This is a genomic window from Clostridium sp. OS1-26 (assembly GCF_030915445.1).
GTDB lineage: Bacteria > Bacillota > Clostridia > Clostridiales > Clostridiaceae > Clostridium_AM.
Genome location: NZ_CP133264.1, coordinates 2218066 through 2235031, shown reverse-complemented (window position 1 = coordinate 2235031; position 16966 = coordinate 2218066). Strand labels below are relative to the sequence as shown.

The following is a 16966-nucleotide window of genomic DNA, read 5'->3' as shown; positions in this document are numbered from 1 at the left end:
TTGATTCTAAGCTGTAAAATCAAGCTATTTTGTAAAGTCCACCTTTGGGACTTCCTGTGCCCCTTCACTCGCCTTATAGTATGGTCTTGGAGCAAAACCATACATACCTGATATTATAGAGTTGGGAAATCTTTTTATTGATGTATTATAGTTATTTACAGTAGTGTTATAATCCTGTCTAGCAATAGCTATTCTATTCTCGGTTCCTTCCAAAGCTACAGATAAATCTTTAAAATTTTGACTAGACTTTAAATCTGGATATCTTTCGACTACAACTAGCAATCTTGAAAGGGCTGTTGATAGCTGAGCATCTGCATTTGCTTTGTCAGAAATATTTTGTGCTCCTGCTAGTCTAGACCTTGCATCAGCAACATCGGTAAATATTTTTTGTTCCTGTGAAGCATATCCTTTAACAGTTTGCACCAAATTAGGAATTAAATCAGATCTTCTTTGAAGTTGTGTATCTATATTAGATTGTGCTGCATTCACTCTTTGCTCAAGTCCTACTAAAGAATTATAACTACCTATTAAAGGTAAAAATATAATCAAAAGTATACCTAAAATAATCAAGAGCACTTTTAGCCCTTTATTCATTTATTTCACCCCCATTTTAGGATATTAGTATATTTATTTTAAGGATTTTTTAAATAAATATACTAAATAAAAAATAATACAAATATAACATAAAAACCACCTAGTTAAAATTGATATTCTCCAAAAATATCAGCTTTAGCTAAGTGGTCTTTTAAGTCTAGTTAAGGCTTTTATATTTTAGTAAAAAATAAAACCTCTTTTATCACCACTATAAATGACAAAAAAGGCTATACTACATTAATCATTATAAAACATGTTACTCTAAATAAAGTACATAAAATTATTTACTTCACTTTTATATTTATTAACTAAATCTTCTAATGTAATACTATCAAAATAATCATTAATATTTTTATTTATTATATTCCACAAATTTTCATTTATACACTTTTCTAAATTATCTGCAGTATTTGTATTGCTAACATCTACTAAAGACAAATCACCTTCTAAAGTTCTTAATATTTCCCCAATAGTTATTTCATTTATACTCTTTGATAAGGTATATCCTCCTTGAGCTCCTTTTCTTCCTATAACTAAACCACTTTTCCTTAAAGCTGAAAAAATTTGCTCTAAATATCCTTCTGAAATACTTTGCCTTTCTGAAATACTTTTTAATGTAACTACCTCAGAGTTAGAATACATAGCTATATCAATAAGTGCTTTTAACCCATATCTACCTTTAGTTGAAATTTTCACATAATCACCTTTCTTATTAAACCTATTTATATAATAGTATTATTATATACCAATACTATTATATAAATAGAGCTTTCAAAAATCAATTTTAAATTTAATATTAACAAAACATATTCTAAAATACTCTAGAGGTAAAATAAAAGCACACTTTTTATACTAATTAATTTAAAAAGCTAAAGACTGCTGATAAAATCTATTTACCAACAGTCTAGTATATTTATATTAATAACGTTATCTTACAGATTAATCATAAATATTTTTGCTGAAATATCTATCTCCTCTATCTGGAAATACCGTAATTATATTACCTTCATCTATAGTTTCTGCTAGCTTTAAAGCTGCTGCCATAGCTGCTCCAGAAGAAGAACCTACTATTACACCTTCTCTTCTTGCTAACTCTTTAACCATCTCAAAGGACTCTTCATCACTAATTTTTATTGTATCGTCTACTAATTCTATATCCATAGTTCCTGGTACAAAATTGTTTCCTATACCTTCTATAGAATAGCATCTTTCTTCACCACCACCCATTGTAGATCCAATTGGGTCAGCTAGTATTGTCTTTATATTTGGATTTTTTCCCTTTAAATACTTTGAAATGCCTGTAAATGTGCCACCACTGCCTGCTCCTGCTACAAAGTAATCTATCTCTTTTCCAATGGATAAATATATTTCGGGACCAGTGGTCAAGTAATGAACCTCTGGATTAGCTTTATTTTCAAATTGTTTAAGTGAAATTGAATTTGGAATTTCTTTTAGAAGTTCATCAGATTTTTCAATAGCCCCTTGCATTCCAAGTTCTCTTGGAGTACTTATAATCTCTGCACCTAAAGCTTTCATAAGCAGTTGTTTTTCTATTGAAAATTTTTCAGGCACAACAAATATAACTTTATATCCCTTATTTAAAGCTCCTAAAGCTACTCCTAATCCAGTATTGCCTGCAGTTGCTTCTATTATAGTATACCCTTTTTTAAGAATTCCTTCTTCTTCAGCCTTTTCTATCATATATACACCAATTCTATCTTTTACACTACCTGCTGGATTAAAGTATTCTAATTTAGCAAATATATTAACTCCACTTTTTATATCAAAATTGTTTATTTTTAATACAGGAGTATTTCCTACTAATTCCCTTATGTCATTAACATACATACCCATTTCCATTTCTGCCCCCTAAAGTATATTTTTCGATTTATTTAATGCCTTTTCTATATCCTCTGCTAAATCCTTTTTACTTTCAATTCCTACAGATAATCTAATTAAGTTATCTACTATTCCTATCTCTTGTCTTATTTCAACAGGTATAGAAGCATGTGTCATAGTAGCAGGATGAGATATTAAGGATTCTACTCCCCCTAAGCTCTCTCCTAAAGTTATAAGTTTTACACCTTTAAAGAATTCATTAATGTTGCGTCCTTCCTTTAGCACGAAAGATATTATAGCTCCTGCTCCATTTGCTTGCTTTTTATGAATTTCATAACCTGGATGATCTTCAAAGCCTGGATAATAAACCTTTTCTACAGCTTGATGATTCTTTAAAAAGTGTGCTAAATAATTGGCATTTTCAATATGTCTATCCATTCTTACTGATAATGTCTTTATACCTCTTATTAAAAGCCAGGAATCAAATGGATTTAATACTCCCCCTGTAGAATTTTGAATAAAGTGAAGCTTTTCCGCTAATTCCTTACTATTTACCACTGCAAGTCCAGCTATTAAATCACTGTGACCTCCTAAATATTTTGTAGCACTATGAACAACTATATCAGCTCCTAGTTCTATTGGTCTTTGAAGATATGGAGTCATAAAAGTATTATCTACAATAGTTAATATTCCATGATGTTTTGCTATATTAGATATCTTTTCTATATCCGTTACTGTCATAAGCGGATTTGTTGGTGTCTCTATAAATATAGCTTTAACATTATCAGTAATTTTTTTCTCCACAAGTTTTTCATCACTTGTATCTACAAGCTCATAATCAAGATTAAAATTTTTAAACACCTTGTCTAATACCCTAAAGCTTCCTCCGTACACATTACTTGATATTAAAACTTTGTCTCCACTCTTAAATAACATTAAAGCTGCTGTTGTAGCTGCCATTCCAGAGGCAAATGCAAAGCCTGCATGACCTCCCTCTAAATCTGAAATAAGTTTTTCTAACGCATGTCTTGTTGGGTTACCTGTTCTTGAATACTCATATCCACTATTTACTCCTAGTTCTGACTGTCTGTAGGTAGACGTTTGATAAATAGGTACATTTACAGCGCCTGTAGTTTTATCTCCATCTATTCCTCCGTGTATTAACAATGATTGAATGTTCATCTTTTACTCCTCCTTAATTCCTTTTACTACAAATATTCCTGTTTCTGTATATTCACCTTTACTTGAATAGCCTTTGCATTTAAGTTCTGTGATTTTTACTTGTACTTGATTAAAGCCAACCTCTTCTAACCAACTTTTCATCTGCTTGTGTGAAAATCCAAGCCATTCATCATGCATTTCTGTTCTAGCCCACTCTCCATTGTGTTCTTCCACATCTGTTATAACTACTGTTCCATCTTTTTTAAGCACTCTATACATTTCTTCTATTGCTTTTTTAGCATCGAAAATATGATGCAACGCCATATTTATATAAACTCTATCTATTGAATTATCAAATAGCGGCAAGTCTTCCATCGAACCCTTAATAGGGTATATATTTTTTAAACCTTTCCTTGAAGCTATGGTATGCAACTCTTTAAGCATATTTCTAGAATTATCTATTGAAAAAACAATTTTAGCTTCCTGTAGTAATGCCAGTGATATAAAACCTGTACCACAACCTAAATCTGCACATATCTTATCTTTTATATCAAATTGGGAAAGTGCTATATATTTTAGCTTTTCTTCAAAATACTCCTCTCTTATCACGTTCCATTGATTTGCTATTGAATTAAAATACTCTACAGAATCCATGATGAACCTCCTAAATTTAAATAATTTTAATATATTGTTGTATTAAAACTTATAAAAAACAAAAAACTTCTACCTCAGTACAGAGGCAGAAGTTAACTTCCACGGTTCCACTCTGTTTATTACGTATTAGAAATAAAATACATAACAACTCATAAATATTGGCACAATAATGCCTCAACGCTTTAAAGGGCGTACCCACTGAAGTCTACTAAATTTCGATTCAGAGCTCCGAGACGCATTTCAGTTAATTTCCATTCAAAATCTCTTACACCCAATGGAGATTTCTCTCTGTCAACTTCCATCAACTTACTTCTTCTCATCTTTGCCTTTCATACTATTCCTATATGTTTTATTTGATAATATTATTATATGCACTATTGATTAATATGTCAATAGAAAAATTAGTATTTATTTAAGCTAATTCTTTCTGACATACATCTATCCATTCAGCATTAGTAAGATCTTGAATATTTTCTGGGGATATCTTCAATGCAGTTGTTCGTGAACCCGCAGCCGGATATACAAAATCAAAATCTTTTATGGATATATCTACATAAACTTCCAAAGGATTTTTTAAACCAAATGGACATACTCCGCCTACTGGATGTCCAGTTATCTCTTCTACTTCATTTAAATCAAGCATCTTAGCTTTTGTTTTAAAGAAAGTTCTAAACTTTTTATTGTCTATTCTAGCATCACCACGAGTTACAACTAATATATCCTTCTCCTTTAATTTAAATGCCAGAGTTTTAGCAATAAGCTTAGCTTCTACTCCTATAACTTGAGCAGCCAGCTCCACTGTAGCACCACTATCTTCTAATTCAAATACTGGATCTTCCAGATTTCTTTCCTTAAAAAAATTTCTTACATTTTCTACGCTCACTTTAATATCCTCCTTTTATCTTTCAAAGCCCCATTGTAATTTTTTATTAATACTTTAAATAGACCTAAAAATTAATTATTTAGAGATTTTGCTCTAATATTTAATTAATAAAGCCTATCCTAATAATAAATCTCCTACTAGCATACCTACAATTTCTCCCTTTTTATCCTTTACCGGTACTGACATTGCTATACAATAATTATTAGTGTCTACAGATATATATGGTTCAGATTTATATTCATTTCCTTTTATGGCTTCCTTAAAGAATGGTCTATGCGAAAAGTTTGTATAAACTTCTTCTTCTGTATAATCTAAAGTTATTGCTTTTCTTAACCCATCCTTTTGACACAATCCAAAAAGTTCAAAATACTGACATTTATCTATATTTTCTTTAAGTATTTTAGTGCATATATTATAATCCATAGTTGCCAAGCCCTCAGTCTTTGCTACTTCTCTTAGTATTTCCATGCTTTTTCAATATGTTTTCAAGCTTCCTCATCTATTTTATAACTTTTAGCAAAAGAATCTATACGATCCTTTAAATTTTTATTCATGCCTGTCAGACTAGATACTGAATCAAATACATTTTTCATATATGTTAATTGCTCATCTGAAGCTGCAGCTACTTCCTGTGTTGCTGCAGTAATATTTTCTGACAGTTTAGTAGTTTCCCCAATTACACTTTTTATAGACAACACCTTTTCTTTTTGAATATAGATAGTTTTATTTATGTTTTTTATGGATTTTAAAGTATCTTCACTTTCTATGAATATTTTATCTAAATTTTCTTTAGTTAAATTTGAGAAGTTTATATTTTGTCCTATAACTTCTGTCTCTCTATTCATTTTGTTGCTTATATCAGTTATCATAACTTTAACATCATTTATTATATTTTCAATTTCCTTGGCTTGAAGGGATGAAATTCCTGCTAATTTTCGTATTTCATTTGCTACTACAGCAAATCCTGATCCGCTTTCACCTGCTTTAGCAGCTTCTATTGATGCATTCAATGAAAGTAAATTTGTATTTCTACTTATTCCATTTACAGCATCTGCAATGCTCTGTATCTTATAAGCTTTTTCACTCAAATTCTTTATCTGAAGTGCCAATTCTAAATTTGAAGATGCAGAATTCTTCATTCTTTCTGTTAGTTGTTTGTAGATTTTATTACTATCCTCTACATGCTGCATCATAATAAAAAACCTCTTCTACGAAAGAAGAGGTTTAATGGCCTATACAAGCTACTCTTCTTATCTCTCAAAAATAATCTTGTTGGATTTGGCACAGTATTCTAAAAAGAACCCGCTGCCGAGGTTTCAAAGGGCCAGCCCCTCCACCTCTCTTGATAAGAATATATTTAAATTTTCACTTTCTGTATTTATGTTTATCAAAACATAGATATTTGTTAAATCTTATTTTTGATAACTTCACCAATTATTTTAAAGCCTTTCTCTATGTCTTCTTTGCTTACCCTTGAAAACCCTAGCCTTAGAGTATTATATCCTCTATTATCTGTGTAAAAAATATCCCCTGGTGTAAAAATAATACCATTCTCATAGCATTTCTCTAGAACTTCTCTAGATTTAATATTATTCAATTCTATAAAAATGTGAAGCCCACCTTCTCCAAAAATCTTATTAAATGGAATATATTTTCGGGCACATTCTACTGCAAATTCATATTTCTCCTTATAAACTTTTCTAGCTTTTTTAATATACTTTTCAAAGTTTCCCCCACAAAGGTAATCATAAAAAATAGCCTGATCTAGCGAGGATGTATGAATGTTTCTGCTTCTTTTTACACTCTCCAAATAATCTATAAGCTTTTTATCAGCTAAAATCCATCCCACTCTTATTCCTGGAAAAAGTATTTTTGAAAAGCTTCCTATGTATATTACACTATTTCCCTCACCACTTAATGATGCAATAGGTGAAACATGTGCACCTGAATATCTAAGTTCCTCATTAAATCCATCCTCAATTATAGGTACATTATGGACTTTTAGTGCTTTATATACCTGAACCCTCTTTTCTACCGACATTACTACACCAGTAGGATTATGATATGATGGTATAAAATAAGACAATTTAATTTTGTTTTTTGAAAGCTTTTCTTTTAATTTATCTATACTGACACCATCATCTTCCATGTCTACCCCTATGACTTCCAAGCCATGAAGTTTCATAATTTTTATAGCAGTATTATGAGTAGGATTTTCGCATAATATTTTATCTCCTTTTTTAGTTAGGCTTGATAATATTAAATTGAAACCCTCCGTAAAACCATTTGTAATAAGTATGTCTTTCCCTTCGATATTGGCACCTTTATTACTCATATATTTGAATAAGTATTCAATTAAAGGCTTATATCCCTGAGCATAACCATAGTTTAATATCTTCTCTCCTTCTATTGAAATTCTATTTAGAAAAGATTTTTTAAACTCCTCCACATCAAAAAGACTTTCATCAGGCGCTATACTTTTAAAGGATATCATGCCTTTTTTCCACTTTGTTTCATGTTTTATTATATCCAGCTCTTCTGAAGCTTTTGCATAGCTATTTATATGGCTGCTCCAATCTACGGTCCATTTCTCCTGAAAGTTTACCTTTACATCGGATACAAAAGCTCCCTTTCCTTTTTCCATATATATAAAACCTTCCTCTTGGAGAAACTCATAAGCATTAATAACAGTATTTCTGCTGACATTTAGAATTGAAGCTAACTCCCTTGTTGATGGAAGCTTTTCTCCGCTTCTTAACATTCCTCTAAGTATTAACTCACTTATATGGTCTTTCAACTGTATATACACAGGTGTATTTTTATCTAATTTTATATCAATAAACATAAATTTTCACCTCAATTATATTTTCACATAAATGAGGTGATAAATAAAGATTTCTATCTTAGAAAGTTAACTTATATAGAGGTATATGTTGATTTTCGACCTAGAACTCCTATATTAAAATGCTGGTATTATACTTCCTTTATATTTATCTTCTATAAACTTTTTAACATCTGGTGAGTTTAATGCTTTAGATAAAGCTTGAATATATGGTTTATCTTTATCTTTCTTTCTAACTGCAATTATATTAGCATATGGTGAATCCTTTGATTCTATTGCAATAGCATCCTTAGTAGGATTTAGGTTTGCTTGAATTGCATAGTTCGTATTGATAACTGCAGCATCTACATCATCTAAAACTCTTGGAAGTTGTGGTGCATCAAGTTCTTTAATTTTAATATTATTTTTGTTTTCAGTTATATCTAATTTAGATATTAACTCTCCATCCTTTAATTTTATAAGTCCAGCACTTTGTAATACTTTTAATGCTCTTGCTCCATTAGTTGGATCGTTTGGTATAGCTATTTCAGCGCCATCTTTAAGCTCTTCTAGTTTCTTAACCTTCTTTGAATATACTCCCATTGGCTCTATATGAACTTTAACTGTATAGTCTAATTCAGTATGTTTTTCTTCATTAAACTTAGTTAAATAAGGTATATGCTGAAAGAAGTTTGCATCAAGTTCTCCATCATTTAAAGCTGTATTTGGTGTTACATAATCAGTAAATTCAACGATTTGAAGATCGTAGCCTTCTTTTTGAAGTATTGATTTTACTTGTTCAAGTATCTCTTTATGTGGTACAGGCGTTGCACCTATTTTTATCACTTTTTTAGTGTCCTTATTGGATGATTCCTCTTTTTTCTCTCCACATCCTACTAATGCAAAAACAAAAATTAATGATATAACAATTGATATAATCTTTTTCATAATTAAATTACCTCCTAGTATTTTAGTTCTAATAAATCAAATTTTAATTTATATAGTTTTACAAAATCTCTACCTTAAAAGGTAGACACAGCTATCTTTAACGGCTAAGGTGGACTTACTAGCAATTATAAGAATATAAATATTTTTTCGGCCGCCATATTCTTATAAAGTGCAAAATTAAAAGCCCGAGGAAAACCTCGAGCTTAAAACTCATCGTTATCCTCATCTCTCAGCCTCCGCTGCTGGAATTGGCACCAATGTATTATATAAAATAATACTGGTTGCCGGGCTTCATAGGGCCAGTCCCTCCGCCTCTCTTGATAAGTAAGAATTGTTATTCAATTTACTAATTTACATTATAATAATCTAAAAGCTACATGTCAATACTTTTTTATCCGTATCTTACTGGAGCTAAATAGGCTAAAACCTATAATAAAAGCTGTGTAACATCAGTCATACAGCTTTGTTTAGACTTATGCAATTATAACTTAAAGTTATCAACATCTTTCATCATTTCTTTAGTTAAAGTATTAAGTGAGCATGCTGAATCAGCTACCTGTTGTGAAGCAGCATTCACTTCTTCTGTTGAAGCAACAATTTCTTCTGTTGAAGTAGATACTTCCTCTGCTACAGAGGATGAACTATGCATTTTCTGTAAAATGACATCTTTATCGTTATTTATATTTGATGCAGAGAAATTAATAACCTGTATTTTAGGAATAACCTTTTCTACTGCATCTATAATCTTTTTAAAGGATTCTATAGATGTATTTATAATGGCAACTTGACCGTTTAATTCACCGCTCATAATATCCGTACTTTTTAACATATCACTTGATTCTTGTGAAATATTGGATATAAGATTAGTTATATTTTTAGATGAAACTTGAGATTCTTCTGCAAGCTTTCTAATCTCTTCAGCAACTACAGAGAAGCCTCTTCCTGACTCTCCTGCTCTTGCAGCTTCAATAGCAGCATTTAAAGCAAGTAAGTTAGTTTGCTCTGCAATACCATTTATAACATTTGTTATCTGATTTATTTGAATAATATTTTTACTCATATGTGAGATTTTTATGGCAAAATCCTTGAAAGAATTATTTATTCTTGTTATAGATTCTACAAGGCTTTGTAACTCTTTATGATTTTCATTAGCCATAGAATTTATATCATTAGAATTAGAATTTATATCTTCTATAGATTTAACCATAGTTTCGATCTCTGAACTAAATTTATTTAATACATTTGTAATCTCTAACAAATCATCAGCTTGAGATACCACTCCAGCAGAAGTCTGCTGTATCGCAGCAGAAACATTTTCTGATGAACTGGCCATTTCTTCCGATACCACCGATAGCGAAATAGATCTCTCTTCAATAATTTGAGATTTTTCATGAATACTTTTTATTAATAATGAAATACTTTGAATTGTTTTAGATAAGGAAGCCTTCATAATTCCAAATTCGCTTTTTGAGTTCCCTTCTATCCTCTCAGTAAAATCCCCAGTAGAAACTAGTTCCAGATAATCAATTATTTCTTTTGAGGAACGTCTGATAAATGAAATTACTAAAACTGAAATTAGTAAAAATGTTATTATAACAGCTATGTTCATAATAATAAAACTTCTTACACTTCTAGCATAAACTTGATCATTATTTGTATCAGTTTTTGCTGCCAAATCAACATTATAATCTCTTAATCCTTTAAGAGTAGTTTCAATTGATTCACCTATGCTCTCAAGTTTTTTAGTATCCTCAGCTGAAAGCTTTTCTCCTTTAGCTAATGAAGGCTCAACTTTTTTCCACAAATTCATATAATCAGAATAGTCTTTTTGAAATTTAGCAAGACCTTCCTTATCAGGAGTATCTAATTCAGTGGCTAAATAGCTTTTTAATGTGGTTTGAATCTTGCTATCATATTCATTAATCTTTGAGTCATAATCATTACTGTAGTTATTGTTTAATTTATTAACACTAACTCTAACACCAAAAAAGTCTGCTCTTAGTGAACCTATATAGGACATTGGCATAGTCATATTGTGATACATATCATTTGTGTTATCGTTGACTACTTTCATATCAAAATAACCTAAACAACCTATCGTTAAAGAAAAAACAATAGCTAAAACCGACATTGACATTATTATTGTAGATATTTTGAATTTTTTTAAAATTTTGTTCATAGAATTATCCCCTTCTATATGAAATAATTATAATAATTATAATTATTTGTAATACCACTTTTACTTATCGTGATATAAAAATGAACCTTTATTAAATTAAGACATTAAATATATAAAAAACTAATTTTTTCGTTATATAATCATCAATGACAACCTTTACCTCTCCTATGATTAACTGCTGTTTTTAATCTAAATGCTATAGTTCTATTATAAAGATAAAATATAAACTTTACCTAAATTAATTATTAAATATTCCTTAAATATTGGCTATTAAGCCCTAAGAGTGCTAAACATTTTAATATAAAAAAATCTCCCCATATTCTGAGGAGAGTCTTGATATTGTAATCATCACTATCTACTTAAATTAAGTTTTAATTATCTCACTTCTTTTAATGAAATTTCTGTTATTTGATCTAATAATTCAGTAAATGACATATTTACAGCCTTAGCACTCTTAGGGAAAAGACTATTTTTAGTCATTCCTGGAAGAGTATTAAGTTCAAGTATATACGGTACTCCATCTTTTATTATCATATCAACTCTTACATATACACTGCACTTTAGAACCTTCCAGCAATCTAATGCCATCTCCTCTATTTTCTTTTGAAGCCCTTCTTCGAATTGAACTATAATTTCATCTGAACCACCATCAGCATACTTAGCTGTGTAATCAAAGAACTCTGCCTTTGGCTTTATAGCAATTATAGGCATCATTTTTCCACCTAGTATACAGCAAGTTATTTCATCACCTTTTATATATTTTTCTATCATAACCTCTGTATCATAATCTAATGCCAGTCTTACTGCGCTTTCTATGTCTTCTTTTTTCTTAATTAAATTTGTTGCTACACTTGAGCCACCACTATTAGGCTTCACAAACACAGGATATCCCATTTTATCTATATAATCATAATCTATTTCTTCAACACTTTTTACACATGCCCAATCTGCAGTGTTAATTCCTGTTGATCTTAATACCTTTTTAGTTATATCCTTATTCATACATACACCACTGGTCAAAGGTCCACAACCTGTGTATGGAACATCCATTGTTTCAAGTACAGCTTGAATTATTCCGTCTTCTCCAAACTTACCATGAAGTGCAATAAATGCAACATCTATATCTTTAGCTTTAGCTATTATGTCATCTTTTCTATCTATAACAATAGGAACAACCTCATATTTATTCTTATCAAAATAGTTCACTATTTCCCTTCCTGAATTTAAAGACACTTCTCTCTCGGAAGATATACCTCCCATAATAACTCCTATCTTCATTTTTTATTCCTCCATCAATTATTTTTGCTCTTCTTAATTATATTCTATACATTTAATAAAATAATGAAAGTACCACTCATTATACTTTTTATGGTGTAAGTGGTTTTCTACATGTGAGGTTCCCTATTGATAATTTTATTTATTGTAGTAAAATATTTAGTATAAAACTAAATATTTTTGTGGGGGTGCCTAAAAATAGGCTGAGAGGAGTTTTACTCTAACCCTTTGAACCTGATCCAGTCAGAACTGGCGTAGGGAAGCAGCTATAATAATATAATTAAACAAACCTAGTGTATTGCTTTTCTGCAATACACTTTTTTTAATTTATTAATCTAATAAATTATTACATGGATTTAGATCACGATTTTATATTACAAAATTACGCTTTAAAAGTCTTATTTTATCTATTAAGCAGGCATCCAAAATCTTAAGTAGATATCCCAAATCTTAAGTAGGCATCCAAAATCTATGATTTTGAGATGATCACTTACACAGGGTGCTGATTTGGTAATAGTCACTTACACAGCGTGTTGATTTTGTGATGATCGCTTACTCAGCGAGTACTCATTCGACAATAGGAGAAGGAGTTTCATTTAATTAAAACTATATTATACTTAAGTACTATTTTGGAATTAGAGGTGTTTATATGAAAAAGGTATTAACAATTGCAGGCTCTGATAGCTGCGGTGGTGCAGGTATACAAGCAGATTTAAAAACTATGAGTGCCCTTGGTGTTTATGGAATGAGTGTAATTACAGCAATAACAGCTCAAAATACTATAGGTGTTCAAAATGTGATGGAGGTGTCTAAAGAACTTATAGAAGCCCAAATAAGATCAATATTTGATGACATAGAAGTAGATGCTGTGAAAATAGGAATGGTCTCAAATATAGAGATTATAAAAACAATAAAAGATTTGCTCATAGAATATAATGCAAAAAATGTAGTTGTAGATCCTGTAATGGTTTCAAAAAGTGGATATTTCTTACTCAAACCTGAAGCACAGGAGGCCATAAAAGATTTAATATCTATAGCAGATGTTGTGACTCCAAATATTCCTGAAGCTGAGGTCTTAACAGGCATGAAAATAGAAGATTCTGATGCTATGAAGGAAGCGGCATTAATAATTAAAAGATTAGGTGCTAAAAATGTACTTATGAAAGGCGGACATAGATGTAATGATGCCAATGATATACTACTCTGCGGAACTGATTTTTTAACATTAGAAGGTTATAGAATAAATACTAAAAATACTCATGGAACTGGTTGCACTTTATCCTCTGCAATAGCGTCTCATCTATCAAAAGATTACAGTATAAAAGAAGCTATAAAATTATCAAAAGAATATATAACAAGGGCGATAGAAAATTCTTTCTCTATTGGTCACGGTGTTGGACCTGTTGGACATTTTGTAGAAGTTTATAAAAAAGCTGATATTTCTTATAAATAGAATTAAATATTTTTATATTTAGGAGGAGTTAAATATGATTACTAATTCAGATAATTCAAGTTATACCAATAAAGTCTGTGAGGTTTTAAATGATTTAAGGAAAAAGGTTCCTCTAGTACAGTGTATAACTAACTATGTAACTATAAATGATTGTGCTAATATACTTTTAGCCTATGGTGCTTCCCCTGCTATGTGTGAAGCCTATGATGAGGTCTTTGATTTTACAAAAATTTCATCATCCCTTTATATAAACGTTGGAACATTAACTAAAGAACAAGAAGAAGCTGCTGTACTTGCAGCCATATCTGCTAAAGTTAACAATACTCCTGTAGTATTAGATCCAGTAGCTTGTGCTGCTATTCCAAGAAAAAATTCAGTAATCAAGAGAATCTTGGAACTTGGCAGAGTAGATATTATCAAAGGAAATATCGGAGAAATAAAATTCTTGGCGGGAGATGCCTGTGAGGTTCGTGGAGTAGATTCTCTTGATAGTGGTGAAGGAGCTCTAGAATCTTGTGTAGCATTAGCACAAAAATATAATTGTGTTGTTGCAGCTACAGGAAAAGATGATTTTATAACAGATGGAAATCGCAGCGCTATTATCCAGAACGGTACAGGGATGCTTACAAAAATAACTGGTGCTGGTTGTATGGTTGGTGCCCTTTGCGCTGCAACAGCTGGAGTATATGGAGACAAGCTTATATCTACTGTATGTGCAATTCTTTCAATGAATTTAGCTGGAGAAGAAGCATATGAAATATGCAGACTTCCTGGAAGCTTCAGAGTAAAATTAATTGACTGTATCTATACTTTATCTGAGGAAAAAATTAGGAAGGGAGGTAGAATAATATGGCAGTAGACTATAGCTTATATCTTATTACTGATAGAGATTTTTTAAAAGGAAGAAGCCTAAAAACCGTTGTAGAAGAAGCAATTCTAGGAGGCTCCTCTATTGTTCAAGTAAGAGAAAAAAATATATCTACAAGAGAGTTTTACAGAGTAGCATTAGAAGTAAAAGAAGTAACTAACTATTATAAAGTTCCTCTAATAATTAATGACAGAATAGATATTGCACAAGCAATTGATGCAGATGGAGTCCACTTAGGGCAAGATGATATGCATTTATCTATTGCAAGAAAAATACTTGGTAAAAACAAAATCATTGGCATATCTGCAGGTAACTTAGAAGAGGCATTAGAAGCACAGCAAAACGGAGCAGATTACTTAGGCATCGGTGCTATATTCTTTACAGGAACTAAAAAAGATATAGATGTTCCTATAGGAATTGACGGCTTAAGAGAAATTTATAATAAAATAAATATACCCGCTGTAGCTATAGGTGGTATAAACGAATCAAACTTTAGAGAAGTACTATCAACAGGTGTTGATGGGATTTCTGTAATATCAGCAATTCTTGATAAGAAGGATATTAAAACTGCTGCTAAAGCATTAAAGCTATAGGGTTTCAAGCTAGAAAATTGACTTACACCCGGGCTATGTTTCCAAAGTTAAAAGCTTTTAACTTTGGAAACATAGCCCTTTGTATAAGTCAATTTTCTTGTTTGCGGCTCCATAGTCTGAGGTAGCCCTATGAATACCGCTAATAAGTCGATATCCTTATTGAATATTTGTAACTTATATTACTTATCTTTTGGTCTAACAATAAATCTGCAGCAGTTGTCTCCACTGGTTTTACATAAAGGTCTTTCAAACTCTGCATTAAAAGCTTTATACAATATATCGTCTATTTCACAATATATAGCTCCTATATCTTCCACACCTAATTCTTTCCACATATCATGCATTGGACAATATGTTATATCCTCAGGATTATTCGGATCTCTTTCCCAGGAAATGCCTGGCATGTCTCTTACTTTTCCGTATGTTTCAAGATTTATTCCCAATCCTTTTTCTCTAGCCTCTTCATACATTGAATTTATCCTTGCTTCTGCAAATTTACTTACCGATGCTCTTACAGCTTCTTTTCCCTTCTCCTCACCTAACCTATTAATCATCTCTTTAGCCATGAAATAATAAAGTTCTGCCATGAGTTTAGCCATTATTCCAACTGGTTCATCAGTACTTCTTATTTTGCTCATTTTAAATCCTCCTTAAACCATTTTATCAGGTAAATTAACCCAAAATTATACAGAATTAAAAATTTCATATAAATATAATTTAAATTATTCTTTATGTTTTTCTATTTAGTTAATCTGCTTTTTTCCCCACTTCTTCCATACGTGCTTTACCTGCCTCGATTGCGTTCATTACAATTCCTCTAAATCCTCCTTGTTCTAACGCTCTTACTCCTGCAATAGTAGAACCTCCAGGTGAACAAACCTTATCTTTCAATTTTCCTGGATGATCACCAGTTTCAAGTACCATTTTAGCAGCCCCCATAACAGTTTGTGCTGCCAAAGTTTGGGCCATATCACGTGTAAGTCCCATTTCTACGCCGCCATCAGCCATAGCTTCAATTAGCATATAAATGTACGCAGGTCCACATCCACTTACTGAGGTTATAGGATCAATTAAAGCTTCTGGAACTAAGTAAGCAACACCTAATGTCTTAAATATGTATAAGGCTATCTCTCCATGCTGCTGAACTGCATTTTTCCCTAAAGCCAATCCGGATGCACCTATATTAACCAGCATCGGAGTGTTAGGAATGACTCTCACTACTGGAACATGTTCTAAGTATTTTTCAATAGTAGAAGTCTTAGCGCCTCCTACTATTGATATTATCATATGTCTTTCATCCCATTTACAATTGTTTATACTCTTTAAAACCTCCTTTAGGGATTGAGGCTTTACAGCTAATATTATAATATCACAATTATTTATTAAGTAATCATATCCTGTACTTCTATCACTGCTAGAATTGGCTATATAAAGATTTTCTTTTAGATATTCCAATCTTGAATTTAAGATATCCATTACATAGATATCTTCAGCACTACATAACCCAGCATTAATCATCCCTTTAATTATGGCCTCACCCATCTGGCCTCCACCTATAAATCCGAATTTTTTGCCTGACTTACTCATTTTAATTCCCCCTAAAATGTTTATTTTCTGAATCATACAATAATTTTATGCTTTTGTATATATTTTTATAGACATATTAATAATATTTTTTATTTTACTACTTTACAAATT

Annotated in this window: 17 protein-coding genes and 3 riboswitches; of the genes, 3 read left to right on the top strand and 14 right to left on the bottom strand. The window is 31.1% G+C overall.

The window, feature by feature from the left end; genetic code table 11:
• Positions 1–24 precede the first annotated feature (24 nt).
• The 12 genes from RCG18_RS10940 to RCG18_RS10885 form a co-directional block, all read right to left on the bottom strand.
• Positions 25–594: a LemA family protein gene (locus RCG18_RS10940; RefSeq protein ID WP_308041325.1), complete on the bottom strand. Its 570-nt coding sequence runs from the start codon at positions 592–594 to the stop codon at positions 25–27.
• Between the two features lie 261 nt (positions 595–855).
• A complete protein-coding gene (locus tag RCG18_RS10935; RefSeq protein WP_308041324.1) occupies positions 856–1290 on the bottom strand; it encodes an Rrf2 family transcriptional regulator in 435 nt (144 codons plus the stop codon).
• Between the two features lie 243 nt (positions 1291–1533).
• Entirely contained in the window at positions 1534–2448 is a 915-nt protein-coding gene (locus RCG18_RS10930; RefSeq protein ID WP_308042002.1) for a cysteine synthase family protein, read from the bottom strand.
• A gap of 15 nt (positions 2449–2463) precedes the next feature.
• Positions 2464–3615, bottom strand: coding sequence for an aminotransferase class V-fold PLP-dependent enzyme (locus tag RCG18_RS10925; RefSeq protein ID WP_308041323.1), 1152 nt, complete (start codon positions 3613–3615; stop codon positions 2464–2466).
• A 3-nt stretch (positions 3616–3618) separates the two neighbouring features.
• Positions 3619–4248 carry a class I SAM-dependent methyltransferase gene (locus RCG18_RS10920; protein WP_308041322.1) on the bottom strand — a complete coding sequence of 210 codons (630 nt, stop codon included), beginning with the start codon at positions 4246–4248 and terminating at the stop codon, positions 3619–3621.
• Between the two features lie 412 nt (positions 4249–4660).
• Complete coding sequence (locus RCG18_RS10915) at positions 4661–5131, bottom strand: YbaK/EbsC family protein (protein WP_308041321.1); 471 nt, start codon at positions 5129–5131, stop codon at positions 4661–4663.
• Positions 5132–5245: 114 nt separating this feature from the next.
• Entirely contained in the window at positions 5246–5599 is a 354-nt protein-coding gene (locus RCG18_RS10910) for a PDC sensor domain-containing protein (protein ID WP_308041320.1), read from the bottom strand.
• Positions 5600–5616: 17 nt separating this feature from the next.
• A complete protein-coding gene (locus tag RCG18_RS10905) occupies positions 5617–6324 on the bottom strand; it encodes a methyl-accepting chemotaxis protein (RefSeq protein ID WP_308041319.1) in 708 nt (235 codons plus the stop codon).
• Between the two features lie 54 nt (positions 6325–6378).
• Positions 6379–6483, bottom strand: a riboswitch (SAM riboswitch).
• Between the two features lie 53 nt (positions 6484–6536).
• On the bottom strand, positions 6537–7976 hold the full coding sequence (locus RCG18_RS10900) for a PLP-dependent aminotransferase family protein (RefSeq protein WP_308041318.1): 1440 nt from the start codon (positions 7974–7976) through the stop codon (positions 6537–6539).
• A 114-nt stretch (positions 7977–8090) separates the two neighbouring features.
• A complete protein-coding gene (locus tag RCG18_RS10895; protein ID WP_308042001.1) occupies positions 8091–8903 on the bottom strand; it encodes a MetQ/NlpA family ABC transporter substrate-binding protein in 813 nt (270 codons plus the stop codon).
• Positions 8904–9119: 216 nt separating this feature from the next.
• A riboswitch (SAM riboswitch) is annotated at positions 9120–9227 on the bottom strand.
• Positions 9228–9381: 154 nt separating this feature from the next.
• The gene (locus tag RCG18_RS10890; protein ID WP_308041317.1) at positions 9382–11079 is read right to left on the bottom strand and encodes a methyl-accepting chemotaxis protein; all 1698 of its coding nucleotides are present in this window, start codon (positions 11077–11079) and stop codon (positions 9382–9384) included.
• Between the two features lie 375 nt (positions 11080–11454).
• Positions 11455–12357, bottom strand: a complete 903-nt coding sequence (locus RCG18_RS10885; protein WP_308041316.1) for a D-alanine--D-alanine ligase — start codon at positions 12355–12357, stop codon at positions 11455–11457.
• A 171-nt stretch (positions 12358–12528) separates the two neighbouring features.
• A riboswitch (TPP riboswitch) is annotated at positions 12529–12633 on the top strand.
• A gap of 370 nt (positions 12634–13003) precedes the next feature.
• Here RCG18_RS10885 and thiD point away from each other — a divergent pair.
• The 3 genes from thiD to thiE are packed head-to-tail and all read left to right on the top strand — an operon-like array spanning position 13004 to position 15268.
• Positions 13004–13807 carry a bifunctional hydroxymethylpyrimidine kinase/phosphomethylpyrimidine kinase gene (thiD, locus tag RCG18_RS10880; RefSeq protein WP_308041315.1) on the top strand — a complete coding sequence of 268 codons (804 nt, stop codon included), beginning with the start codon at positions 13004–13006 and terminating at the stop codon, positions 13805–13807.
• A 34-nt stretch (positions 13808–13841) separates the two neighbouring features.
• Complete coding sequence (gene thiM, locus RCG18_RS10875) at positions 13842–14666, top strand: hydroxyethylthiazole kinase (protein WP_308041314.1); 825 nt, start codon at positions 13842–13844, stop codon at positions 14664–14666.
• Complete coding sequence (gene thiE, locus RCG18_RS10870; RefSeq protein ID WP_308041313.1) at positions 14657–15268, top strand: thiamine phosphate synthase; 612 nt, start codon at positions 14657–14659, stop codon at positions 15266–15268. The genes thiM and thiE overlap by 10 nt, the downstream gene beginning before the upstream one ends.
• 179 nt (positions 15269–15447) lie before the next feature.
• Here thiE and RCG18_RS10865 read toward each other — a convergent pair whose 3' ends face one another.
• Both RCG18_RS10865 and proC read right to left on the bottom strand, forming a co-directional pair.
• Positions 15448–15906, bottom strand: a complete 459-nt coding sequence (locus RCG18_RS10865; protein ID WP_308041312.1) for an L-2-amino-thiazoline-4-carboxylic acid hydrolase — start codon at positions 15904–15906, stop codon at positions 15448–15450.
• Between the two features lie 109 nt (positions 15907–16015).
• Entirely contained in the window at positions 16016–16855 is an 840-nt protein-coding gene (gene proC, locus RCG18_RS10860) for a pyrroline-5-carboxylate reductase (protein ID WP_308041311.1), read from the bottom strand.
• Positions 16856–16966 lie beyond the last annotated feature (111 nt).